Consider the following 25189-nt stretch of genomic DNA (forward strand, 5'->3'; position numbering starts at 1 on the left):
GAATCACCAAAGCCCTCACTGTCTATTTGTCTACATAAACCCCTTGATGCTAAGTTCACTGCGCACGTCCCTGTTTCACATTATCAATCGCCGATTTTTCTTCGGCTGGGTAATTCTCCTAGTCACCTGCTTTGCCATGATTGCCAGCGGACCTGGCCAGTCGCACCTGATCGGGCTTTATTTCGAAGACATCAGCCGCGAAATGACCTTTTCGTTTGCTGCCGACTGGATGGGCAGTAACCGTCAGACAGCGATCACCTTCGCTTATGGTGGTGCTACTTTCCTGGCCGCGTTCCTCCTGCCCTATGTGGGAAAATTGCTCGATCGCTATGGTCCGACTGTAATTCTTTCTCTAGTCATCGTGGGCCTGGCTGTTACAGCAACACTTTTCAGCCTGGCCCGTGAGTGGGCTGTGGTTGCTATTGCATTCGGTTTTCTGCGTTTTCTGGGTCAGGGCTCTCTGATGCTGGCCTGCGTCAACCTGGTCTCGCAATGGTTCGACCAAAGGCGGGGATTCGCACTGGGGATCATGTCGCTAGGATTTCCGCTGTCTATGGCTATGCATCCCCCGATCTGCCAGTCGCTGATCGATCTCGTCGGGTGGCGAACCTCGTGGGTATGGCTGGGTATTAGCACCGTGGTATTATTTCTGCCGCCGATCCTGCTTTTGGCGCACAGCAAACCTGAACTGCTCGGCCTTAAACCCGATGGCGCCAGTACAAACAGCGGTACTGCTTCAGAATCCGGGAAAGAACCAGAAATCTGGGGCCTGACTCGGGGCGAGGCCTTACGCACATCAACGTTTTATATCATCACCGCCGGCCTGACTGCATTGTCCATGCTGGTCACCACCCTGCATGTATTTTTTACAGGCATATTGACCAGTCATGGTCTGGAGCCACAGACCGCCACACTGATGTTTACTGTTACTGGAATCACAGCAGCTGTCTCAATGCCCATTGTGGGTCAAATGCTGGATAAGTTCCGCACCGACTGGATGTTCTGCGGCGGTCTGTTGGTGATGGTCGCGTCCCTGGTCTCGGTTACTTTTGTCAGTGACCTACCCAGTGCGGTCGTTTTTGCGATTATTTTCGGCATTAACAACGGTGTCACAATGACATTTTTCGGTTTCCTATGGCCGCGTTATTTTGGACGACGGCATCTTGGCAGCATCCAGGGTATTGGACAGATGGTGGGTATTGTAGGCGCTTCGATTGGAGCGATTCCGTATGCCATCGCCTACGACCGTGCGTGGGATCTCGATGTCACCCTTAGAGTACTGGCGCTGATGCCCCTGGTCTTTGCAGGTGTCGCTTTATTCCTTCGTGAACCCAAAGGCGATTTCGGTCACTGAATACGATGGCGTGATCAGACATCACCGGCGTAACAAACAACAATCCGCCAAAACTATCGGATTCTCAACTGCCTCAGCAGTAATTCCGGTTCCAGAGTGCTTGCAACGCTTCAGTCACCGAATTTGACAAAGGACTCATTTGTGTTGCTTCTATGGCTTCTTTCAGGTGAGACAACTCTGCGAGCCCAATTACCGCCCCATGGATCGCATCCTGATCCAGTACAAAACGCAGCGCTTTTTGAGCATCAGACCCGTCCATCTCTGCTAATACCTCGCGAACCATATCCGCCCTTTTTAGCTCGCTGTCATAGTCCGAATTTCGAGTCACTGGTATCTCCCGTCCATGCCGCACCCGACTGGCAAGGATTCCGGCGGCATATACCCGAATACCCAACACGCCGACATCAGATTGCTGACACGCGTTGAGCAGGCCTGTGTAATCCTCGCTGTGCCAGTGCCCCTTAATGTCGCATCCTGCGCTGGGGTTGATCAGGTTGTAATACACCTGTGCGGTATCTACCCGACCGCTTTGAACCACTGCACGGCAGGCACTGGCATCACCTAAAGCCGTGAAACCGACAAATTCGGTCAGACCTTCCGCCTGGATTCGATCAAGCGCATCGAGCACACCATCTGATCTCATCACCTCGTTCAGAGGTAGCTGGTGATCACCACTTCCCAGTTTATTGTGCAATTGAAGCAGTGGCACCGACGTCATTTTTAATCTGCGCAGGCTTTGCTCCAGTGACTGTCGAATCTGTCCCGTGTAATCACCGCCCTCTGGGTCGACCGCTACCTTGGTAGAAACTTGAGGACGATCCTTATCCGGCAGTTCACTCAGCAACCAGCCAACGACCTCTTCCGACTGGCCGTTTCCATATGAAGCAGCCGTATCAATCCAGTTGATACCAGCCTGAACTGCTGCCTGAAGCGCGTCCCGCCGAGTCTCATCACTGGCGTGCAGCAGAATCCCACCAACGAATCCGCCACCAAAAACCAGTTCTGAAATCTGCAGACCGGTCCTGCCGAGCGAGTACTTTTTCATGATAGCTTCTCCTGATCAGAAGCAGCCTGACTGCCGTGTAAGAGATTGACCTCGACCCTGCCGTAGCTCTCAACCTCAACATGAACAACAGACCCTACGGGCGGAGGGTTTCCACCACGCGCTTCTCGGGCAGCTACGATATTCTGTATCTGATAACCTTGCTCAGGATCAGCGGGCTGGGCTGCCGGTGGCAACATTGTCGTTCGCCGCTCATCCTGATGGGCTGGAACAAGCAGTTGTGCAGCTTGCCGAAGATCGTCTGTATTCATCAGTCAGGCAGAATATAGCCAGCGGTCAGGTCCCAGCCTCGTCTACTAAGCGCTATTGTACTGTTGATCTATACTAAACACAGCGCGCAGGATGTACTCTGATTCACCAGCACGGCTGCGACGATCTGAACAATATCCCACGGAGAGCATCGATGACAGGAGCACCCAGACGCCTCAGGAGCCGCGAGTGGTTTGATATCCCCGGCAACCCCAGTGCAACCGCCACCCACATTGAACGGTATACCAATTTCGGCATTTCCGCCGCGGAGCTTCGCTCAGGCAACCCAATTATCGGAATCGCACAAACCGGTAGTGATCTGGTGCCCTGCAACAGGATACATGTCGATTTAATACCCCGGATTCGCGACGGCATCCGGGAAGCCGGCGGCATTGCCCTGGAGTTCCCTGTTCATCCTATACAGGAAAGTGGCAAAAGGCCGACGGCGGCACTGGATAGGAATCTGCAGTATCTCAGTCTGGTCGAGGTCCTGTTCGGCTATCCACTCGATGGTGTGGTGCTGACAACTGGCTGCGACAAAACCACTCCCGCTATGCTGATGGGCGCTGCAACTGTGGATATTCCAGCAATCGCACTGTCTGGCGGACCCATGCTCAACGGGTACTGGCGTGGGAAACTCGCGGGATCCGGAACCATCTTATGGGAAGCCCGAAAACTTCTGGCTGAAGGTGAAATCGATGACGAAGAGTTCATACAGTTGGTCGCTGATGCCACCCCCTCTCCTGGCCACTGCAACACAATGGGTACTGCCACGACAATGAATTCGCTTGCCGAAGCGCTCGGCATGTCTTTGCCAGGCAGTACTGCCATTCCAGCACCACATAAAGAACGGGCCGAAACAGCCTATAAAACCGGCCGTCGTATTGTCGAAATGGTAGAAGAAGATCTAACGCCGTCAAAGATTCTGACCCGAGAAGCGTTCGAAAATGCAATCGTTGTTAACTCGGCAATCGGTGGCTCTACCAATGCTCCCATTCATTTGAATGCGATTGCCCGTCACGCCAATGTTGAGCTCGATATCAGTGACTGGGAAACTGTGGGGCTGGCCGTTCCCTTGCTGGTTAACCTGCAGCCCGCGGGCGAATACCTTGGCGAAGCCTACCACCAGGCGGGGGGCGTACCGGCCGTTATGCACGAGCTACTAAAAGCTGGAAAACTGCACGGCAGTTCCATGACGGTAGCTGGATCGACCGTTGAAGAGAACTGTGCCAATAGTCCATCGCTGAATCCCGATGTAATCAGACTGTATGCAAACCCAATGATGGAGAACGCCGGATTTGTTGTCCTCAAAGGCAACGTGTGTGATGCTGCAATTATGAAAATCTCTGTGATCAGTGATGAATTCAGACAACGCTATCTTTCAGAACCGGGGCAGGAAAACGTCTTTGAAGTTCGTGCAATCGTCTTCGAAGGTCCGGAGGATTACCACAAAAGAATCAACGACCCGGCCCTGAAAGTAGATGCACACTGCATTCTCGTGATCCGCGGTTGTGGTCCGGTCGGGTATCCCGGATCAGCGGAAGTCGTCAATATGCAACCGCCTGACGCTCTAATCCGGGAAGGCATTCGTGAACTGCCCACCCTGGGTGATGGCCGCCAGAGCGGCACCTCCGGTAGTCCATCGATTCTGAACGCTTCTCCTGAATCAGCCATTGGCGGTGGACTGGCCTTGCTGGAGACAGGGGATACTCTGAAAATTGACCTCAACCAGGGTACCCTGGATGTTCTTATTCCGGATGAGGAACTTGCGACACGCGCTGCTGTGCTTGAAAACCGAATTCCTGAACATCAAACACCCTGGCAGGAGATCTACCGCGATACTGTAGGACAACTATCGAGCGGCGGCATTATTGAACTGGCTACAAAATATCAGAAATTGAGAAACATTATCCCCCGTCACTCACATTAACCGACACAGTATTCAGCGTTCGACTTTGTCGCGAGGTTGGCCGGTCGATAGAAAGGCTTTAATGTTTTCGATGACGCGTAGACCCATTTCGTCACGTGTCTCAGTCGTGGCCGTCCCCACATGAGGTGACAGCAGGACATTGTCAAGACTGGTCAGATGCTCGCCAACCCCCGGTTCGGTGAGAAAAACGTCCAAGCCGGCGCCGGCAATCTTGCCCTGAATAAGCGCGTCAGACAGTGCTGCTTCGTCCACCACCGCGCCCCGTGCCGTATTGATCAACACCGCGCCAGATTTCATTTTGGACAATGCGTTGGCATCTATCAGGTTCCGGGTCTGTTCCGTCAGCGGACAGTGCAAAGAAACGATATCGGCTATTTGCAGCAGTTCATCCAGGGTAGCGCAATATCGTGCATCGCACGCCATTTCAGCCTCAGGTTTTGGAGTCCGGCTGTGGTAAACCACGGTCATCCGGAAAGCCGCGGCGCGGCGTGCAACAGCAGTCCCGATTCCGCCCAGCCCGATAATACCCAATGTTTTCCCCCAGACCCTGCTCCCGGAGTTAGGGTCATCAATACTTAAACCTTGCCAGCCGCCGGTTCTGATCAGGGTGTCGCCATGGACCAGGCGGCGGCACAAGCCGAGCAGCAGAGCAAATGTCATATCCGCAGTTTCTTCTGTTACAACGTCCGGGGTGTTGGCCACCACGATTCCGCGTGCCGTTGCCGCTGCGATATCGACATGTTCGGTGCCCGCACTGATACAAGCGATCAGCTTTATGGTGTCTGGGAGACTCGCGATGAATTCCGCATCCAGGCGGTCACCGCCCCACGGGCACAGTACAGTGGCCCCCTCACAGCGTGATCGAACCTCGTCCAATGAAAGTGGGTGATCCTCCTGGTTGAGGCGTACATCGAACTGCCTGGCCAATTCATCGCAGGCGCGTTGTGTCCATCTGCGAGTCGCCACAACCACCGGTGTCGTCATTCCTCTCTCCTGTCTACGGTCATATCTCAGCCGCTGTACGGATTAAAATGCATCGAGCGTATCAACTTAGCTGGACGGAGTACGGCGGGGCTTCACCTGGTAGATTGCGCAGCACTGTAACTAAAATTTAGCACCATTTGCAAACTGGCCGGATGACAGCCAATCTCGAAACCTTGCCTGGCACGTCGGTTCAGGTACAGTGGAGCATTCGTGCACGGTCACCTAGCTCAACCAACAATCCGGGGTTATCAATATGGGTTCTGACAAGAAGACAGCAATCATCACTGGGGCGGGGTCTGGCGTCGGCCGGGCCGCAGCACTGGCACTCTATGCGCAAGGCTATGCCGTGACACTCGCCGGGCGCAGATCTGACACGCTCAATACAACAGTAGAACTCGCCCAGGACGACGGCGAACGCATCCTGGTCGTGCCCACCGATGTCAGTGATCCTGAGTCGGTCAAAAATTTATTCGAAAACACCCGCCATCAGTTTGGCCGCGTTGATGTGCTTTTCAATAATGCCGGACTCGGTGCGCGACCTGTTCCGCTCGAAGAACTCACCATCGAGGAATGGCGGAGCGTTGTCGATGTCAACCTGACGGGCGCATTTTTGTGTACACAGGCAGCATTTCGGGTGATGAAGGCACAACAACCTCGCGGCGGTCGAATCATCAATAACGGATCGGTGTCCGCTTACGCACCACGACCGAACTCCGCACCTTATACGGCCACCAAGCATGCGATCAGTGGGCTGACCCGTTCGACGTCACTGGATGGTCGTGCCTATAACATCGCCTGCGGACAGATTGATATCGGCAATGCCCTCACCGAGATGACAGAAAAAATGTCCTCCGGTGTTCAGCAGGCCGATGGCAGCGTTGCGGTGGAACCGACGATGAACGTCGATGATGTCGGACGCGCTGTCGTCTATATGGCTGAATTGCCCCTGGATGCCAACGTACTTTTTATGACGGTGATGGCGACCAACATGCCGTTTGTTGGTCGCGGTTGAACGACACCCACGTATCTGCGCAGTCCTGAATCGTCACGTTCCGACAGTCAGCGGATCTACCAGTCTTTTCAACGCCGCCAGTGTGCTCAACGCCACAATCCTGCCGGTTCTGGGATTGTCGTCGGTTGGAACATTTTCTATCTTGAGTTCAAAACGGGCGCTGTCCGATTCCACTGTGATCAAGTGTGTGTTTCGATTGACTGCCGGGTCGGCCCAAACTTCAAGCCAGGTCCGATCCGGTCCGATACCGGCCAGCCCCAAAGCAGCGGCCACGTTAACATTGGCAGGAAACGCCGTCACGCCATCTCTTGCGGAGCCTTCAAACACTTTGAGCGGCTGATCAACAGAGTTCAGATCGATTTGCTGTTTTTCGATGTGCGGGGCGCCTGCCAGGGCTGCGGGCGGTTTTCGGGTAACGATGGTGACCCGCTGAATGTCCCCGAGCGCGGCGGCGCGTACGGCGTCAAGACCCAACACAGCGCCGCTGGGCACATTGATACGGGCACCAGTAATCTGGGCCATTTCGACCAGATGCCAGTTAGCAAGTAACCCCCCCACACTGACCGGAATCAATACTTTTCCCAGCCGTACTACCGGTTCGGCAACCTGACTGAACACTGCAGCAGGTGCACATTCGACCACCACATCGCAGTCTTTCGCAAGTTCAGGTAATGTTACGACTGGAACCTGCTGTCGCAGGCCACTCAATCTCAGTCGGGCTGCGTCTTTGTCACGCGCTGATACTGCAGTCAGCGTCAAACCTTCAAAGCCTTCATCCAGACGGCGTGCCAGCGTCAGGCCGATAGCGCCAAGGCCACCAATGCCAACCTTTAGTGGGGCTCTATGCTGTGTTCTCACGATGCGCAACTCCCACTAGTTCGTTGGTCGGCAACTGCCAACCCGAGCGCACCCTTCGCCAAACCAGGTATCCACTGATCGCAAGCAATATGACACCCATACTGGATCTGACAGCTCCCCCCATCATAAAGACCGGAATCGATATGGCTGCTGTCATGCAAGGGCTGTAGGCTAAGGTCCACCGGCGCCTGAACTGGCTACTTTGGTACAGCGGGAAAATAGCCGAAAAAAGAGCCAGCACCAAGAAAAGCAGTGACCACGGGCGAGTCACAAATGGCGACAGATCTGTCGTTATCGCAAAGGACCGGGCCAGATTGAGCTCAGCAATATTGCCCAGCACGACGCCAAGAATCATCGGCGCCAGGGGAAAGCCAAAATGCCGCATCACCAATCCCAGGATCCCAAACCACAACAGGGTCCAAAGGTCGAATTCGACGTTATTGATTGCAAAAACCCCAATACCGCAAAACCCTAGAATTACACTGGCTAATATGTACATTCGTACCTTGGTAACCAGTACGAATGCCCTGAGCATGAAAGACTGCAGGCCCAGCATCAGAAACGTCGCGACAAAAAACGCGAGGAAGATCGAATAGGCCAGAACCGGCTCCTCTGCGATGAACGTGGGGCTCGGGATCACGTCGTGTATCAGCAGCGCACCGAGCATCACGGCCGTTGTCACGTCACCGGGAATACCCAGCGCCATCATCGTAATCAGTGCCCCCCCTTCCACTGCATTATTAGAGCTTTCCGGTGCGATGATGCCCTCGGCAATACCGGTTCCAAATTTTTCAGGATGCTTGGAGACCTTCTTCGCCTGATCATAAGCGAGGATGTTGGCGATCGAGCCGCCCGCACCCGGGAGAATGCCAGTAAACACACCAATCAATGAAGAACGAACGACCGTTGTCCAGCGTTTCAGCACCTCGCGGATCGCCCGCCGGTGCTCGATTCGGACGTGAACAGTTCCCCTCTGGCTCAGGGACTTTCTCGCCGCCGAGCGATCTTGGACATCACTGAGCAGTTGACTAAACGCGAACAAACCTATCAACACCGCAATAAAATCAAACCCCTGCAATAACGCATCAGAGCCAAAATTAAAGCGTGCCATGCCCACCGCTTCGTCCTCACCGACTGTCCGGATCAGCAGTCCCACGGCACCGGCGATCAGTCCCTTGATAAGGTCCTTGCCTGCCAGGCTGGCGGTAATGGTCAACGCAAACATCACCAGCATAAAATAATCCCAGGGATTGAATTCCAGACCAATCCTGGCGAGTTGCGGCGCTAGAGTCACCAACAGGACGGCACTGATGATACCGCCGCTGAACGACGACCACACACCGATGCCCAGGGCAAGCCCTGGCTCACCTCTTCTCGCCATCGGAAATCCATCAAAAGTCGTCGCAACGGATGACGGTGTACCGGGAATACCAGTCAGGATTCCGGCCATCAACCCCCCGGAAAGACCCCCCACCAATACACTGACCATAGTCGCTAAACCCTGTGATGCAGGCATACCGAAGGTAAATGGGAGGGTCAACACTATGGCCATCGCGATGGTAAATCCCGGAATGGCACCTGCAATCAACCCGCCAGCGACACCAATCACCATCAGCATTACTGTCTGCAGCGTGGCAAGTTCAGCCACAGCGCCCAGGATATTATCGATGATCATAACTACTGGAGGATGCGTCCTGTCGGGCTACCTAAATGGATTAAAGATCTCGCCCGGCGGAAGCAGAACACCCAGTCCAAAGGTAAAAATGCACCACATGCCACCAACAGTGGCGAGTGCAACAAGCGCGTGGACAACCAGATTGCGAGGCGACCATCCTCCGAGTACACACTGCAGCAGGAAAACAAACGTCACACCACCGATCAGCATACCCAGTACTGGCAAGCTGGCAACATAACCGAAAAACAGGACAAAACACCAGATCGGATTCTGCCAGATCGAAAACCAGTGTTTTAATCCCTTGCCAGCTGTTGATGATGAATCGTCAAACGTCCTGGTGCGCCGAATCGATTGAACAAAATAAAGGACTGTCAGGACCGACAACGCGACCAAGACAACGCGCGGCCATGCCGACGGCGGCAACACACCGTAGTCCGGTTCGCGGATAGAGAAACTGGCCCAGAAAAATATTCCGCAGAAAACCATCAAGATGATGGCAATGACAGTATCCCGGTTTAGTCGATTCATACCACTGTGGCAACGTCATAAAAGACGCGCGGCACGACGATCGCCGTGCCGCGCATATCACACATTGAGGTCGTGCAATTACTTCTTGAACATTCCGATCTTGATGGCTACCTTTTCATGATCAGCATAGGCTTTGTCCGCCCAGGCGCGATAACCCGCCGGGCCAACCCAGTTAATGTCTGTACCCTTCGCATCCATCTGAGCCAGAAGGTCGGCATCTTCAGCTGCGGCCTTAAACACACCAGACCAATGCTCGATCACATCGGCTGGCGTGCCTTTAGGCGCTACGATTCCCCGTTTTAGGGCATAGACAAGATCAACACCTTGTTCTTGAAGAGTCGGCAGATCAGGCAAGTGCTTTGAACGTTCCTCCGCGGCTATGCCGTAGGCTTTCAGGTCGCCATTCTCAAGGTACTTGCGGCCTGAAGCCACATTCAGTGTGCCCAATTGAATAGCATTGGACAGCAATGCTGTCATCCGCTGACGTGTTCCATCAAAAGGCACGTACTTGAATTTCATCCCGGTCAGATCTTCCAGAATCAGCCACATAAACTGACTCGTTGAACCGAACGTGGCTCCCGTGAGAATGGTTTCTGGCGCCGCTTTGGCTGCCTGATCCAACTCCGCCAGGGTGTTCCAGGGTGCGCTACCGGCTGCGCCTATGATATCCGGAGTGGATGTCAATAAGGCGACTGTGTCGAATGCCTCAAAGCTGAAATCGATCCGACCGTTTAGGTAACTCGTGATAGCACTCTGATGTATTGCAAATAACGTACAACCATCAGCTTTTGCCTTTCGAGCCTCCTTCGCACCCTTGTTACCACCTTGGCCAGAAACAGTAACTACTTTGATCTTAGGCGTGACATCGAGATTTTGAATCGTATTTTCAAATATTGAAAAGATGACATGGGTGCCCCCGCCCGCTTTCCATGGAACGATGAGTTTAGCTGTCTTACAAGGAATATCTGCGGCCATTGTTGGTCCCGATACCCAGGCCATAGCAACAACTGCCACTGAACAAAAACACCTGACTAAAATTTTCATGAAACAGTCCTCCATTAGTTACGACCTTGACCGCGGTCGTTTTGCGTTTGCTGGAACCTTATTCTCCTTGCCGGCTACTGTACTGCGCTAGCCAGCCGACATAAGTGCCATTGTTGACAAGTTTGGTCTGTGATGCAAGGCATAAGGCGTTCCCTACTGGTCAGACAACTGATCGACTATATGGCGAGCGATCGGAAAACACGAGGTGGCAGCCGGTGACGGTGCATTACACACGATCAAACTGTTACCGGTGTGATAAAACAGAAAATCGTCGACCAATCGTCCATCAGCACTGACCGCCTGGGCGCGAATTCCCGGTGGATAAGGCTGCAGATCACCCAACTGTACACCGGGGCTGTACTTCTGCACCTCTTTGAGAAAGCTCGGTTTCCACAGGCCTTTCTTGAGTTCCTGCATTGCAGCGGAGAGGTTCTTCCAGACAACCCTGCGGAAACCGGGAAACCTGACCATCTCCAGTGCATCTCCGCTGTCAAATGCAAACCGGCTGTACCCCTCACGTGAAAAATTGACCACGGCATTAGGACCCACCGTCACAGAACCGTCAATCATCCGCGTCAGATGGACGCCCAGAAACGGTAATGCCGGATCAGGTATGGGATAGATCAGGTGCCGGATGATCTGGTTATGATGCGCCGCCAGACGATAATAATCACCACGAAACGGGATGATCTGGAAATCCGGCGTGCCTCCCAGCGAGCGAACCAAGCGATCTGCCATCACACCACCACACCCAATCAACTTGCGGGTCGTTATCCTGCGGGCGTTACTGCGGACGATGACATCATTATCGGATTCAGTCAGGTCATCTACGTGGCTCCCATACAGAATTTCACCGCCGTCGGACTCAATCAGTTCAGCGAGCTTGTGACAGATCGCGCTGTAGCTCACAATGCCTGTGGAGGGTACGCGAATTGCGCTGAGCCCGGAAATATTCGGCTCGGCCTCAACCAGCTGCTTATGATCCAGAACGTCGATAGTCAGCCCGTTCTGTTTGGACCGCTCGATCAACACCTGCATACGTTCAACTTCGATTAGGTTAGTCGCGACCAGGAGTTTTCCACATTCGTCGAATTCGATGCGATGTTCGCGACAGAAGGATTTAATGGCACGGTTTCCCTCAAAACAAAACCGCGCTTTCAAGCTACCGGGCGTATAGTACACACCCGCATGAATCACACCACTGTTATGGCCGGTCTGGTGATACGCAGGTACTTGCTCTTTTTCGACAACACAGACCCGACTGCCGGGATAGCGCTGCTGTAGTTCCCGTGCCGTGCTCAGACCCAGGATACCTGCACCTATCAGCAGAAAATCATAATCCGTCACAAACCCTCCCTCGGGCTAATCGGTACAGGTACTGCTGCATACCGCTTTCAATAAGCTTTGTGAATCAGAAGGGTGCCCTCTGAGAGCACTACAGTGCAAGATTCAGGCACTGTGCCAGCGCCCACCAAGCACCCTTGCATCACCGGTCAGCCGCGTATTGCCTGTACGGATGAGACCTTCCACATCGGTGAACTCGAAACTGCCCTCATCCAGATTCAAAACGGTCGCATCGCCCGGACTGCCTGGTTTTAGAGATCCCAGTTCGGGTCGGCCGATGGCAGCAGCTGGACCACTGGTACTGGCTGCGATGACCTCATTCAAAGAGACCCCCAGCGCCAGAAACTTTGACAACGTGTTGAGCTGACTCTGCGCACTACCGTCAATGCTCAACACATGCACATCGCTTGAAATGCACTCGGGAAGAAAACCAGCATTGATCATTGCCTCTGCCGTGACAAACCCGAATGAGCCTTGTCCATGCCCAATATCGAATATCACTCCCCGTTCCCTTGCCGCGATGATTTCTTCCCGAACCGCACCATCTCGCATTCTGGCAGGTGCATTAGGAAACGGGCGAAAACAATGGGTCAGAATATCACCTTTGCGCAAGCGGGAGACGACTTCCAGGCGACTGGGCGGTGGCAGGTCGAGATGACACATCACCGGCAAACCCAACTCGTCTGCCACTTCCAGTGCCAGATCCAGAGGCGCAGCACCTTGGTCGTCACTCGCGCCCATACCCACCCGGACTTTTATCCCGACGATATCGTCGGGATAAAGCGACGCAACGTTTAGGCATGCGGTGGGATTCAACAGTCGCAGATCGCCGCACTCCCCGACCATGACCTCCCTGCTGAACGCGAATATGCCCGGGAACGAAATATTGAGAAACGCAAGAATTCTCGTTTCGGCGGGTTCGATGACATGCTTCAGAAAACCGATAAAGTTCCCCGGACCGGCAGTTCCTGCGTCAATCAATGTGCTCAAGCCGGACGCCTTTGCATACGCGTCCGGCTCAATACCGATCGCCGCACCACCCCAGTAAACATGCGTGTGCAGGTCAATCAGCCCTGGGACAACCAGCCGGCCCGTCAGGTCATAACTCTCCAGTGCCTCGCTGGCAGGGATAAACTCCTGAATAATGGCAACAGAGCCGTCTTTGAACGCAATATCACAGACCTCATCGAGACCGGCCTGGGGATCGATCACCCGTGCCTGCTTCAAAACCAGATCGTACATCGATGGGTCTCCCTGCCCGGGTGGGCTGTCTGATGCACAGTGTGTAAAATTACAGGCGGATATATCCCGTAAAAACAGCCATCTGTGCAGTCGTCCAACACGCCGTGGGGCTATTTCGTTTGTTCAAGGGAGAGTTTGACATGATTCTTGATTCCTATGAAACACTGCATTGCGACGCTGGCTGGCGAAAATTCTCATTTCTACGGTTAGTGGCACTGGATGGTACAACCGGGATTTCCGAATACAACGAGTCCTACGGCAGTCCAGGCCTCACGCAGGTCATCGAAGGGCTACTGCAATGGGTCGTCGGCAAGGATGTGCTGGCACACGAGCGGATCTCTGCCGAACTCTATGCGCGTACACGGCAAGCACACGGGGGCATCGCCCAGCAAGCGATTGCGGCCATTGAGAACGCCCTGATAGACCTTAAAGCACGGCACCTGAAGGTGCCGGTCTATGAACTTCTGGGCGGCATGATGCGGGAGAGACTGCCACTGTATTGGTCCCACTGCGGCACCTACCGGCTCGCGCAAACAGCGCACCATCTCGACAGCCCCCCGGTCAGCTCATTGGACGATCTGACCCGCTTGGGTGCAGAAGTTTCAGCTGCGGGTTTCAGCGCCCTGAAAACAAATATTTTTCTTTTTGACGGCACGCCACGGATGCATCAGCCGGGGTTCGCCAGAGCGCCGGGCTGGCCGGCACTGAATGCCGATCGTCAAATCATCCAGTCCCTTCGGAGCCAACTCGAAGCGTTTCGAGCTGGAACTGGCCCGGATATCGGGATCATGCTCGACCTCAACTTTAACTACCGCACCGAGGGCTACCTCGCGGTTACCCGTGCACTGGATGACCTGAACTTAGAGTGGTTCGAGATTGATATTTATGATCCAGCAGCACTGTCACTGGTCCGCAGGTCCGTCAGAACCCCGATCGCATCCTGCGAGTCATTGTTCGGACTTCGAGGCTATCGCCCGTTCTTTGAACACCAAGCGATGGATGTTGCAATCGTGGACGTGCCATGGAACGGTATATGGCAGTCTTTGAAGATCGCAGCACTGGCTGAAAGCTTTGAGGTCAATGTGGCGCCACACAACTTTTATGGCCATTTGTCGACCCTGATGAGCGCCCACTTCTGCGCTGCAATTCCGAATTTCCGGATTATGGAAATCGACATTGATGATGTGCCCTGGAAAGACGAGATCGTTACCCACACCCCGAATATTGTGGATGGAGAACTCAAGCTCTCCGAGAGAATCGGCTGGGGCACGGATCTGAACGACGACGCGATCCATCAGCACCCCGCCACGCCTTCAGGCCGTGAAAATTTTGAGCGGGGAATGGGTTGATCTGATTGCAGGTCGACCCATTGGCTTCAGATGAACCCGTCGAGACCACGCTAAGGCAGGCTTATTCGAGATGAACCCAACTGCCGGCTGGCTGACCCTCACCCAGGAAGAAACAATCGATCCCACCTTGCCGATCTGTGACCCCCATCACCATCTGTGGGATCATCGGCCAAACAGCGTACCCGACACCTACCTTTTGGATGATTTTCTCTCCGACATCGATACCGGTGAACACAATATCGTAGCTACTGTATTTATCGAATGCGGCACAATGTTCAGTGTCGATGGGCCTTTTGACTTGCGGCCGGTCGGCGAGACTCAGTTTGCCAATGGCATGGCGGCGATGAGTGCTTCCGGGCTGTACGGGTCAACACGGGTCGCGGCAGCGATTGTTGGCACCGCTTACCTGACCGCTGGGGACGGTGTTGCCTCAGTACTTGATGCTCAGTTAGCGGCCGGGGGAAGCCGCTTCAAGGGCATCCGGCAGGCAGCGGCAAGAGATGATGATCTCTTGGTGCCTGATCATAGAACCAGTCCGCGTCGAGGCTTGTACACGGACAAAACTTTTCAAGCGGGTTTTGCCCATCTGGCACCACGCAACCTGAGTTTCGAAGGGTGGTGCTACCATACCCAGATTCCGGAACTGACCCAACTGGCAAGTGCTTTTCCGGATACCACGATCATTCTGGACCACTTTGGCGGACCACTGGGCGTTGGGCGCTACGCTGACCGGCCGGATGATGTTTTTTCTGAATGGTGCAAAGTCATTCGGCCACTGTCGGAGCGCCCAAACGTCTATGCCAAACTCGGTGGTCTGAACATGGAGATCAATGGTTTTGGCTGGCACACTCGTCATAAACCGCCAGGGAGTGAAGAACTCCTCACAGCCACCCGCCGTTACTATGATCACACGATCGATCTGTTTGGGGCTGATCGTTGTATGTTCGAATCGAATTTTCCCGTCGACCGAATCAGTTGCAGCTACAATGTGTTGTGGAACGCATTCAAAAAGTTGACGGCTGCCTGTTCACCTACAGAGAAGTCACAGCTTTTTCACGATACTGCGTTAAAAGTCTACCGTTTGAACTGACCGGACCCCACCGACCCTAACATTCACGCGTCATCGAGCGCCTTGAATTCAGCGGGTGGCGTATAGAACGGCACCGAAACCAGGATTTGGTTTTCTTGGGCGATCAGACAACCAGCCTCTGCACTGATCTGCAGGTACTTCTGCCATCCAGGATCGGCCTGCATCGAAGCGCGTTTCCGAGCCCTGTCAGTAACATCGGCATAGGCCCAGATGTGGACATAACTATTCACGTTACCCACTTCAGTTCCTGCATAGACGATCGGCTGACCCAGGTGTCGGGTCTGCACCGCCCAGCCATGTTCTTCGTACAGTTCAAGCTGCTTCTTGATGGTACCCGCCTTAACCGTATACGTCCTATGATCAAATATCATTTTCATTCTCCTTAAGTTTTAGAACCAGGAAAATATCTGTCTGCCTGGACTTTGGTTTATTCTTTGTACTTCGCGCGCTTATCTCTGACCATTTGGAAAACAACCAAGACAACAGCAATACCAAAACCCAGATAGAGCCACTGTTTGTCATCCGTTATCATCAAAGCGATCACAGCCAGTGCAAAGCTCAAGCAAGCCAGTGTAGTACCGTTAAGCATATCCCTTACCTTGTTTAAGTTCCTGAGTAGACACTGGAAACAACATGCTTTGAATGATTGCTTATCTTCATGGTGTCTAGGGGTCGTCAGGGTAACCGAGTTCCCGCTCTGGGTTCAAGAATTGAAAACAGAAACACTTCCCATGGTCAGTCCCGGAAGCGAAGATTATGACGAACACACCACTTCAATTTCATTCACGTAGAATCCCACGACATGAGCTCACGACCAATGAGATCGGCAGGTAACCTATCAATATGACTGTCCGTACATCCAAAAGCACCCATGCCACGGTCTCTATGAAAGGCGGGGGTTACTACAGCCAAAGGACGCGCGGTGCCAAGGATGTAATCGATAATGCCGTAGGCATGCTGGAGGATGCTGTGTCTGCGCTGCCTGCGCGTGAAGGCGAACACAGTATCCAGATCGCTGACTACGGTGCTGCAGACGGTGGAACCTCAAAACACGCCATCTATCGAACCATATCTGCCCTGAAAGATCGTTATCCTCATCATCAGATCACAGTCACGTACTCCGATCTTCCTGGTAACGACTACTCCACGCTTTTCCGAAACGTCACCGGCGTTAACGACGACGATGGGAACAACTACCTCAAAGATTTTGACAATGTCTTCGTATACGCGTGTGGCACCGGCTTCCACAGCCAGTTGATGCCGGACCAGACTCTGGATATCGGGTTTTCAGCGACTGCAATGCATTACATATCTGAAAAGCCCTGCCAAATTCCCAACCATGTGCATATGGTTGGTGCGTCCGGCGATGCACTCGATGCGTTTTCACTGCAGGCGAGGGACGACTGGAACCGGATTCTGCTGTCACGGTCGGCCGAACTTAAGCCAGGCGGGCGGTTGGTATTCATGAACTTTGGTATTGACGAAGATGGGTGTTACCTTGGCAATACTGGTGGTATCAACATGTTCAACACTTTTAGCGAGATCTGGTGTGGGCTCCACGAAGAGGGACTAATTACCGGCGACGAGCTGGCTGATGCGACCTTTTCACAGTTTTACCGAACCCGGGAGGAATTCTGTGCGCCGCTGGTGGAGCCCTCTTCTGGGGTTTACCAGTCAGGGCTCCGATTGGTGTCCGCCCACACGGGCGTTGTGAAGTGCCCCTACCGCGCTGCTTATGAAGCAGCCGGTGAAGCCATGTCGGCCCAGGAATTTGCCGTCAGTTATATTCCTACTTTGCGGTCCTGGAGTGAAACCGTGTTTGCCACTGCGTTGGATACTGCGCGACCCGAGGATGAACGTGCAACACTGGTTGACCTGTTCTATCAGCGCTATGAAGATCGGGTCGCCGCTGATCCGATCGGCCATGCAATGGACTATGTTCACTGCTATCTTGCCATCGAAAAAATTCCCTGAAAAGCAGCAGAGCTACCGATTCTGCATTTATCCTAGATGGGGTCTCAGTATGCGCGAACTGTTGAAAATCAAAGACTTCAACGTTTGGTCATGATTTCACGTAAAGAACTTGCGGATCAGTGCCTGGAATTTATCTGCCAGTTCGATTCCGTACTGATAGGCACCAGCGATAGCACTGGAGAACCAGATCTGAGCTATTCGCCGGTGATCTATCACAACAGCATGTTCTATATTTTGATCAGCCAACTTTCCGCCCACACACGGCACCTGTATCAGCGCCCTACCGCAGCGCTGTTATTCATACAGGATGAGCGGGATTCAGAGCAGATCTACGCCCGTCGACGATTAAGCCTGTCCTGTTCAGCCCAGCCTTGTACACGGGACGACCAAACCTGGCAGACTCTGATACCTCTGTTCCGAAGCCACTTTGGCCCGATTATCGACACACTGACAGGTTTAAACGATTTTGTGCTGTTTCAACTTCAGCCCTCCCAAGGCAGGTGGGTGACCGGATTTGGTCGCGCCTACGGGTTCAGCGGAATGGACTTTCGAGAACCCGAACACCTGGGTGGAAGTTCTGCCGACAATACGTCAAGCAGCTGACCTGGCAGCCTGCTTCATACTGGTTTTAGGCTCGGTTATTTTCTGCCGACTGTTTTCGGTGGGTCGATTTAGCCTGGCGTCTGCTGTTTGCTCTGACGGACCGAGGTGAACTTTCCTCAACTGAATCGTCCCGTAACAGCGCCGAAAGTTCGTCGGCGTGTAGCGGGCGGTGGTGTCCCGGTTTCAGATCCAGCGGCAGGTTGAGACCGCCATAACGTATCCTGATCAAGCGATTAACCGTACACCCGATAGCCGACCACATACGCCGCACCTCCCGGTACCTGCCTTCCCGAACCACGACGTCGTACCAACGGTTGGTTCCGTGACCATCCCGTACTCGAACTCGTTCAAAACGACACAGGTAACCCGACAAGGTGATACCTTTTCGCAAGCGATCGATATGCTCCCGGCTCGCCTCACCATGAATGCGGCACCGGTATTCACGCTGCAATCCACCCGAGGGATGCATCAATTGATGCGCCAGGTCGCCATCGGTGGTAAAAAGAAGCAGGCCAGACGTGTTGATATCCAGTCGACCCACGCTGATCCAGCGCGCAGAACGCAACCGGGGCAAGTGATCGAATACAGTTGGCCGTCCCTTACTATCGGCGCGCGTGCATATTTCGCCGGTTGGCTTGTGATACATGATGATACGAGGTGCTGTTCGTCGACCGACTCTAACGCGATGTGATTGCTGGTCTATTGCAATCAGATCGCCATCACTTACCGTTGAACCCAAAATGGCTTTTCGACCATCAACCTCAATCCGTCCTTCTCGGATCCAACCTTCAATCGTCCGCCGGGATCCCAACCCCCGACGGGACAGATACTTCTGAATTCTTTCAGCCAATACGGTCAGCAGCAGACTGCGTTGACGTATCTGATTTGATTGGTCGGTCGATATCGGTGACTGGACTCTCGTCACTATCGGTCGAATCCTCGGCGTCACTTTCGGCAGGCTCTGACTCTTCTGAGGACGAGTGTCTGGGTTCTGGCAGCAGGATATTAAGATCTCTCGCGATTTCAGCGAGATCCCGCTGATCAGCCAGTTCCGGCAACTGCTGGATCGACTTGAGATTGAAATACTCAAGAAAATCTGTGGTCGTACCATAGAGCACTGGTCGGCCCGGTACTTCCCGCTCACCCCTCTGCCTTACCCACCCGCGTTCCAATAAAACCCGCATGATATCGGTCGACACGGCTACACCTCTGATCTCTTCGACATCACCACGAGTCACTGGCTGCCTGTAGGCAATAATAGCCAGTGTTTCCAGCAACGCTCGGGAATACCTGGGCGGCCGCAACTCCCTTAAGCGGCGTAAAGCTGTCGCATACTGAACCTGCGTCTGGAAACGGTAGCCGTTTGCAACGCTGACCAACTCTATACCTCGGCCGTGGTAATCGGATGTCAGCTGATCGAGGATAGCATTGAGCTCATCCGTGGTTGGGGCATCCTCGGGCTTGAACATTCCCCGTAGATCCTTGATCGATAACGGTTCTTCGGCTGAAAACAGCGCTGCTTCAACTGTGTTACTGATTTCCAATTTATTCTTCATCTGTCTTTTGATTTCACATGGATCGGCGCGCCGGGATCATTCTGAATAATTATGAGCACCCCGTCGCGCACCAGTTCGAGCACTGCAATAAAGCTCACCACCAGCCCCATCCTTCCTTCGTCTGGATCGAAAAACTCTTTTAAATCAACGTATTCTCCACTGCGGACCCGTTCCATTATGCGGCCCATACGATCTCGAACGGAAAGCGTTTCCGGCACCAACTGTAAGTGCTTGCGACGGTGGGCACTGAGCATGGCCGCCTTCATTGCTTCGACCAAGTCATCCAGATCGACCAGCGATTCAATCTTTGGTGGGTCCGGGTCATCGATCCGGGCGTAGGCGATATAAAGATCCCGCTCAAGACGAGGACGGGAATCCAGCTGCTCTGCCGCACTACGAAACCGCTCATATTCCTGCAGACGACGAACAAGTACGGCACGGGGATCTTCGCCGTCTTCATCCTCAACCTCGGGCCGGGGCAGCAGCATTCGCGACTTGATCTCAGCCAGCATTGCCGCCATCACCAGATACTCCGCCGCAAGGTCAAGGTGCAGTCGACGCATCAGCTCTACGTATTCCATGTACTGGCGGGTGATCTCTGCAACCGGGATATCCAGTATGTCGATGTTCTGCTTTCGGATTAGATAAAGCAGTAGGTCCAGTGGACCCTGAAATGCATCAAGAATGACCTCAAGCGCGTCAGGCGGGATGTAAAGATCTTCGGGCCAGCTTTGGAGTGCTTCGCCCGCAACCAGCACAGGCGACCGTTCGCTCTGCTTAGGGTCTGCAGTCGATTGTCCTGGCTGTTCAGTCATATCGAACAGAGGTAAAGATTTCAAGCGTGCTTGGACGTACTGTATAGGAGATTGCACTCACGACCGTTAATTGTACCCGCTTCTACGTCCGCTATCGAAACCTTAATCACCTCTAGCAGCCCCCAGGGTAGCATCATCGCCGAGTCGCTCCACACGTTGATCAAGACATGCCTGTCGCAGCACGCTCAATCGCCCACGGCCCGGGACTGTCATATCCCGTTCGATTTCAGCCAGTGGTTCCAATACGAAAAGCCGCTCATGCATTCTGGGGTGCGGCAGTTCCAACTGGGGGGAGGAGACTGTCTGATCTGCGTACATCAAAAGATCAAGATCCAGAGAACGCGGTCCAAATCGCTCACCATTTCGATTCCGACCGAAGCGCTTCTCAATTTTCTGAAGCGCCTCGAGCAAGACATAGCACCCTATCCCGCACGTTGCACGGACAACCGCGTTGATAAAATCGGGTTGATCCGGATAACCCACTGGCGCGGTCCGGTACAGTGATGATCTACCTGTCAGTTCTAATCCGGGTTCATCGGTTAACGCGTCGATTGCTTGCTCGACCTGATCAGTCGCTTTGCCCATATTCGAGCCAAGCCCAATCCAGACCACAACACCCGACGGACTGATCGTCATGTGCGTTTTCTCTTTTTTTGACCGCTTATCTTGCGCTGCGACCCACTTTTTCCCAGCTCCTGAATCATCCGTTGGACGTCAGCAGGTGGCATTTCCTGTATCTCGGTCCACCAGTCGGCGAGAGAATCCGAGACCTCACCGGCACCGGCACGAAGAAGCAGAAAGTCATAGGCAGCCCGAAAGCGCCTGTGTGACAGCAAGCGCTTGATGGTGCGGGGTCGACGCTGTTCGAGTCGTATCTGGAGTTCCCAGATCTCTATCATCACAGCACTGATCCGGCGCGGAATTCTGACAGTGGGATGGAGTTCCTGTAACACTCTGTCTGCCGATTGATGCAGGGTTTCAAAAATAGCGTGATTTCCACCTGATTTCATGCGCGAGTACTGCTGCACCTGCCGCCACAGCAGAACAGAAAAAAGGAAAGGCGAAATCACGGGCTTTCTATCTGCCAACCTTTGATCGGTGTTCCGGAGTGCACAAGGTATGAGTCCGTTCTTTTTGTTTAGGTCTTGTTCGCTGAAATGCTGGGTCGCCGATGGAAACAGCGATTGCAGAAGTCCGTAACGGTCCAGCGCCTGGAAGCCAACCGCACCATGCCCATTGTGCAGTACCTTAATAATCTCCTCAAACAGGCGAGGTGGGGATACCGTTGTCAGTGCCCCGGCCATCCTGGGCAGCAGTTCCTCCATTTTCGCGTCCAGTCTAAGATCCAGTTTGGCCTTAAAGCGTACCGCACGCAGCATTCTCACAGGATCTTCGCTGAAACGCTGCCTGGAATCACCAATGAGTTCAAGCCGCCGCTCCTGGATATGACCGAGCCCGCCAACATAGTCAGTCACCACCTCTTCGACCGGATCGTAGTAAAGCGCATTAATCGTGAAATCCCGGCGCAATACATCCTCATCCCGTCGCCCAAACACATTATTGGGTAGTATCTTCTTTTTCGCTCGACCCCTGCGCTGCTCCGGACGGGCTGTATCACTGCCTCTATAGGTAGAGACTTCGATCACGTCGCGCCCTATCCGAACGTGCACGAGCTGAAATCTCCGACCGATCACGCGAGCCCGTCGGAACAGTTTCTTGATCTGCTCGGGTGTCGCGTCGGTCACCACGTCGAAATCTTTGGGTGACCATCCCAAAAGCAGGTCTCGTACACACCCGCCAACCATTTCGGCCTGGAACCCCCGGCCCTGGAGGGTCTGGACAATCGATACTGCAGCAGGAGAGATATCAGAAATTGACAGCCCTAAATCAGATGCTGGAACGCGACGCGCATGAAGCCCCGCACTGGATCTAGCCACTGACATGTCTATAACAGCATCATCATTTAGGGTGTGTACTTATTTTTTCGAACCGCGCACCATTGGTGCGCAGAAGCGAACCCATGATTAACTGTGGCATCGTAAGCGCGTATGGTAGCATTCCAGGCTCGCCAATCCAGTCCAAGTGCTCCCTTCGTCTAGCGGTCAGGACGCCGGCCTCTCACGCCGGTAACAGGGGTTCGATTCCCCTAGGGAGCGCCATTTCATTTTTCCGTACTTGAGATTCCGCTGCTGAATCCGTCCGCCCATTAGCCCGTTCTAGCGGGTGCGGCAGTGACCTTTCCCACAAAGTACCGAAGTACCCACACGCAAAATGTCAGGGCAAGTCCTATGAAGCTTAAGACTGCAAGTCCAGTACCAAAACCGCCCGTCGCATCATAAACAACACCCAGCATGACGGGGCCACTCACCCCGCCAATCTCAGCCGTTGAAAAATACAGCCCCCCGGCTGTTCCTGCGCGCCGTTCGCCAATCCCTGGGGTTTCCAATAGTATCAGCATCATGATCGTCATCATCGATCCAGTCGCAATTCCCTGCAAAATCAGACCTGCAAATAGCGGTATACCCGTAGGCACCCTGAGCAGCACCGTCGCACAGACACTGGATAAACACAACATAAATAGAACAATCAAACGATACTGACGGGTCGCCAGACGGGGAATCGTCAACGCACTCAAAATCGACACCAACACCATCAGTGCAGCTAAGTGGCTAGCCTGAGTGATCGTCCGGCCACTTGCTCTGAGTAACTCAGGCAACCAGTTGCCTATACCATGATTGATTGTGAATACGCCGATGCTCATTAACAGAAGCAGGCGCACTACCGGCTGACGCAGCAAAGGCAGGAGACCAAGATCAGTTGTATGAAACTTTCGGAGATCCGATGGTGCCAAGGTCAGTCGAGCTGAAATCACAGACCAAACCAGTGCGGCGGCCAGGGTAAAACATCCCCATAACCTCAAAACCTGCCGCCAGTCATTGTCCAGCGCGGGCAGCAAAACAGCATTGGTCAACAGCAAGCCGACGATTGCACCGATTCCCGTACCGGTGACATAGATACCCATGGCCAGCCCACGCTGCCTGCTTTCGAACCAGGCACTGACAATCTTAGGTGCCCCCGTAGATATGATCACCCCCCCCAGTCCGAACACAGCCACAGCAAACAGCAAGCTGATTCCATCAGTCGCAATGCTGCGCCAGAAAGCGGATACAGCCATCAACAGCGCACCACCCAGCATCGCCCAGCGAGGACCAAGCCGATCGAGCAAAATCCCACAAGGTATCGCTGAAAGAATAAAAACGAACTGCCAGGCCCCGAGCACCCGACCCATTGCCGAGTGACTCATCCCGAGATCGGACTCGATCACCGGAACCAGAGGTGCAAGCGCTGCGATATTGAGGCCAAAAGAAACATACAACAGCCATACGCCCAGGAGCATCCACCAGCGGCCCTTGTATGACTCTAGTCTAGTGCCACTGTTGGGGTCTGACACTCATCTGCTCTTGATTTACTCAAATCTCAACTTAGGCTAGAGGGCTCACTGCGTATCATTCCCAGCCGTTATGCTGTGTATTCTGTCGACCAGACTCTGGTCGACCGCAACGCCGTCAGACTCACTACGGCGCCTATTTTCTAGCCGACGCGAACCCGGCAGTCGTGCGTTGTCCTGGTCGTCAATCGCCCTGGTCAGTGCGTGTATCCGATCGTTAAAAGTACCCTTAGAGAACGCGTCCGGCGATAAAGCCAGAAAACACTGGCCGGTTCTTGGAGGACCGCCTTCAGTACCGGAGAACGGACTGGCATCTATGCCCAGTGTTGCACCGCTCAGCGCCGCGGCCATCACCTCAACCAGCAATCCAATTCCGAACCCTTTATAACCGCCACTGGGCGCCATTGACCCTTTCAACGCCTGTGCCGGATCCGTGGTCGTCTGGCCTTCAGCATCCAACGCCCAGCCCTCAGGAATGGAACGACCTTCCCTGACCCGGGTCATGATTTCACTTCTCGCCACCACGCTGGCACTTTGATCCAGCACAAATGCAGCTTGACCAGAAACACCGGGCACGGCCAGTGCAACCGGATTTGTCCCTACGACAGGCCGCCGCCCGCCCGCAGGTGCGATGGATGCCGGTGCGTTCGTAAATCCGATTGCCACCAGTCCATTTGCTGACAGGCGTTCAACGTGATACCCCAATACCCCACAATTGTAGGAATTGCACACAGTCAACACTGCGCAACCCATCGCTTTGGCCAAAGGCCCGAGCTTGTCAAAGCCAATATCAATTGCCGGGTGAGCAAACCCGGAATCTGCATCGACGGCGATTACCGAGCCGTCCTGCGACAGGACCACGGGTTCAGCATCGGTGTTAACTTTGCCGCATCTCAAGTGTTCACAATAGATCGGTACGTAAACAAGTCCGTGACTGCGTATCCCATCGCGCTCAGCGGCCACAACGGCGTGCGCTAAAGAGCTGGCAGCTGTCCTTGACGCGCCGCTGGCGAGTAATGCGTCTTGCGCCAGTTCAAACACCTCCTCCAGCCTCAACGGTATCTTGGCCAT

Annotated in this window: 25 protein-coding genes and 1 tRNA gene; 8 read left to right on the forward strand and 18 right to left on the reverse strand. The window is 53.9% G+C overall.

Translation table 11 applies throughout. The annotated features are described in order from the left end of the window. Window positions 1-46: 46 nt before the first annotated feature. Window positions 47-1354, forward strand: coding sequence for an MFS transporter (locus tag MK323_00380; GenBank protein ID MCH2480623.1), 1308 nt, complete (start codon window positions 47-49; stop codon window positions 1352-1354). Window positions 1355-1427: 73 nt separating this feature from the next. On the opposite strand, the gene MK323_00385 is transcribed toward MK323_00380, so the two are convergent. Together MK323_00385 and MK323_00390 are read right to left on the reverse strand one after the other, a co-directional pair. Beyond that, complete coding sequence (locus MK323_00385; protein MCH2480624.1) at window positions 1428-2399, reverse strand: aldo/keto reductase; 972 nt, start codon at window positions 2397-2399, stop codon at window positions 1428-1430. Further along, window positions 2396-2668: a hypothetical protein gene (locus MK323_00390; GenBank protein MCH2480625.1), complete on the reverse strand. Its 273-nt coding sequence runs from the start codon at window positions 2666-2668 to the stop codon at window positions 2396-2398. Before MK323_00390 ends, MK323_00385 begins: the two co-directional genes overlap by 4 nt. Before the next feature lie 152 nt (window positions 2669-2820). Between MK323_00390 and MK323_00395 the strand changes: the two genes are divergently transcribed. Then, window positions 2821-4596, forward strand: coding sequence for a dihydroxy-acid dehydratase family protein (locus MK323_00395; protein MCH2480626.1), 1776 nt, complete (start codon window positions 2821-2823; stop codon window positions 4594-4596). A gap of 12 nt (window positions 4597-4608) precedes the next feature. On the opposite strand, the gene MK323_00400 is transcribed toward MK323_00395, so the two are convergent. Continuing rightward, window positions 4609-5580, reverse strand: coding sequence for a D-glycerate dehydrogenase (locus MK323_00400; protein MCH2480627.1), 972 nt, complete (start codon window positions 5578-5580; stop codon window positions 4609-4611). A 253-nt stretch (window positions 5581-5833) separates the two neighbouring features. Here MK323_00400 and MK323_00405 point away from each other — a divergent pair, with 253 nt between their 5' ends. Further along, window positions 5834-6592: an SDR family oxidoreductase gene (locus MK323_00405; GenBank protein MCH2480628.1), complete on the forward strand. Its 759-nt coding sequence runs from the start codon at window positions 5834-5836 to the stop codon at window positions 6590-6592. Between the two features lie 33 nt (window positions 6593-6625). Here MK323_00405 and MK323_00410 read toward each other — a convergent pair whose 3' ends face one another. The 6 genes from MK323_00410 to MK323_00435 all read right to left on the reverse strand — a co-directional run bounded on the left by MK323_00410 (window position 6626) and on the right by MK323_00435 (window position 13283). Continuing rightward, entirely contained in the window at window positions 6626-7450 is an 825-nt protein-coding gene (locus MK323_00410) for an aspartate dehydrogenase (GenBank protein ID MCH2480629.1), read from the reverse strand. After that, window positions 7434-9125: a tripartite tricarboxylate transporter permease gene (locus MK323_00415; GenBank protein ID MCH2480630.1), complete on the reverse strand. Its 1692-nt coding sequence runs from the start codon at window positions 9123-9125 to the stop codon at window positions 7434-7436. The genes MK323_00410 and MK323_00415 overlap by 17 nt, the downstream gene beginning before the upstream one ends. Before the next feature lie 27 nt (window positions 9126-9152). Then, window positions 9153-9653 (reverse strand): tripartite tricarboxylate transporter TctB family protein, encoded by a 501-nt coding sequence (locus MK323_00420; GenBank protein ID MCH2480631.1) that lies wholly within the window; start codon window positions 9651-9653, stop codon window positions 9153-9155. A 78-nt stretch (window positions 9654-9731) separates the two neighbouring features. Continuing rightward, window positions 9732-10628 (reverse strand): tripartite tricarboxylate transporter substrate binding protein, encoded by an 897-nt coding sequence (locus MK323_00425; protein MCH2480632.1) that lies wholly within the window; start codon window positions 10626-10628, stop codon window positions 9732-9734. 222 nt (window positions 10629-10850) lie between these two features. After that, window positions 10851-12044, reverse strand: a complete 1194-nt coding sequence (gene lhgO / locus MK323_00430; GenBank protein ID MCH2480633.1) for an L-2-hydroxyglutarate oxidase — start codon at window positions 12042-12044, stop codon at window positions 10851-10853. A 102-nt stretch (window positions 12045-12146) separates the two neighbouring features. Next, window positions 12147-13283 carry an amidohydrolase/deacetylase family metallohydrolase gene (locus tag MK323_00435; GenBank protein ID MCH2480634.1) on the reverse strand — a complete coding sequence of 379 codons (1137 nt, stop codon included), beginning with the start codon at window positions 13281-13283 and terminating at the stop codon, window positions 12147-12149. A gap of 140 nt (window positions 13284-13423) precedes the next feature. Here MK323_00435 and MK323_00440 point away from each other — a divergent pair, with 140 nt between their 5' ends. Then, entirely contained in the window at window positions 13424-14632 is a 1209-nt protein-coding gene (locus MK323_00440) for a mandelate racemase/muconate lactonizing enzyme family protein (GenBank protein MCH2480635.1), read from the forward strand. A 70-nt stretch (window positions 14633-14702) separates the two neighbouring features. Then, the gene (locus tag MK323_00445; GenBank protein MCH2480636.1) at window positions 14703-15722 is read left to right on the forward strand and encodes an amidohydrolase family protein; all 1020 of its coding nucleotides are present in this window, start codon (window positions 14703-14705) and stop codon (window positions 15720-15722) included. Window positions 15723-15745: 23 nt separating this feature from the next. On the opposite strand, the gene MK323_00450 is transcribed toward MK323_00445, so the two are convergent. Together MK323_00450 and MK323_00455 are read right to left on the reverse strand one after the other, a co-directional pair. Next, window positions 15746-16093, reverse strand: coding sequence for an NIPSNAP family protein (locus tag MK323_00450; protein MCH2480637.1), 348 nt, complete (start codon window positions 16091-16093; stop codon window positions 15746-15748). 56 nt (window positions 16094-16149) lie between these two features. After that, a complete protein-coding gene (locus MK323_00455) occupies window positions 16150-16311 on the reverse strand; it encodes a hypothetical protein (GenBank protein ID MCH2480638.1) in 162 nt (53 codons plus the stop codon). Window positions 16312-16565: 254 nt separating this feature from the next. On the opposite strand from MK323_00455, the gene MK323_00460 reads away from it, so the two are divergent. Together MK323_00460 and MK323_00465 are read left to right on the forward strand one after the other, a co-directional pair. Next, window positions 16566-17696, forward strand: a complete 1131-nt coding sequence (locus tag MK323_00460; protein ID MCH2480639.1) for a class I SAM-dependent methyltransferase — start codon at window positions 16566-16568, stop codon at window positions 17694-17696. Window positions 17697-17786: 90 nt separating this feature from the next. Further along, a complete protein-coding gene (locus MK323_00465) occupies window positions 17787-18299 on the forward strand; it encodes a pyridoxamine 5'-phosphate oxidase family protein (GenBank protein MCH2480640.1) in 513 nt (170 codons plus the stop codon). 25 nt (window positions 18300-18324) lie between these two features. Here MK323_00465 and MK323_00470 read toward each other — a convergent pair whose 3' ends face one another. The 5 genes from MK323_00470 to pcnB all read right to left on the reverse strand — a co-directional run bounded on the left by MK323_00470 (window position 18325) and on the right by pcnB (window position 22613). Beyond that, a complete protein-coding gene (locus tag MK323_00470) occupies window positions 18325-19224 on the reverse strand; it encodes an rRNA pseudouridine synthase (protein ID MCH2480641.1) in 900 nt (299 codons plus the stop codon). After that, the gene (gene scpB, locus MK323_00475) at window positions 19142-19855 is read right to left on the reverse strand and encodes an SMC-Scp complex subunit ScpB (GenBank protein ID MCH2480642.1); all 714 of its coding nucleotides are present in this window, start codon (window positions 19853-19855) and stop codon (window positions 19142-19144) included. Before scpB ends, MK323_00470 begins: the two co-directional genes overlap by 83 nt. Next, window positions 19852-20670, reverse strand: coding sequence for a segregation/condensation protein A (locus tag MK323_00480; protein ID MCH2480643.1), 819 nt, complete (start codon window positions 20668-20670; stop codon window positions 19852-19854). Before MK323_00480 ends, scpB begins: the two co-directional genes overlap by 4 nt. Window positions 20671-20772: 102 nt before the next feature. Continuing rightward, window positions 20773-21306, reverse strand: a complete 534-nt coding sequence (gene folK / locus MK323_00485) for a 2-amino-4-hydroxy-6-hydroxymethyldihydropteridine diphosphokinase (protein MCH2480644.1) — start codon at window positions 21304-21306, stop codon at window positions 20773-20775. Further along, window positions 21303-22613: a polynucleotide adenylyltransferase PcnB gene (pcnB, locus tag MK323_00490; GenBank protein ID MCH2480645.1), complete on the reverse strand. Its 1311-nt coding sequence runs from the start codon at window positions 22611-22613 to the stop codon at window positions 21303-21305. Before pcnB ends, folK begins: the two co-directional genes overlap by 4 nt. 141 nt (window positions 22614-22754) lie before the next feature. On the opposite strand from pcnB, the gene MK323_00495 reads away from it, so the two are divergent. Next, window positions 22755-22829, forward strand: a tRNA-Glu gene (locus MK323_00495). Between the two features lie 47 nt (window positions 22830-22876). Here the strand turns inward: MK323_00495 and MK323_00500 are convergent. Beyond that, entirely contained in the window at window positions 22877-24121 is a 1245-nt protein-coding gene (locus MK323_00500) for an MFS transporter (GenBank protein ID MCH2480646.1), read from the reverse strand. Window positions 24122-24166: 45 nt separating this feature from the next. Further along, entirely contained in the window at window positions 24167-25189 is a 1023-nt protein-coding gene (locus MK323_00505) for an Ldh family oxidoreductase (GenBank protein ID MCH2480647.1), read from the reverse strand.

The organism is Gammaproteobacteria bacterium (assembly GCA_022450155.1).
In the GTDB taxonomy this organism is placed as follows: domain Bacteria; phylum Pseudomonadota; class Gammaproteobacteria; order Arenicellales; family UBA868; genus REDSEA-S09-B13.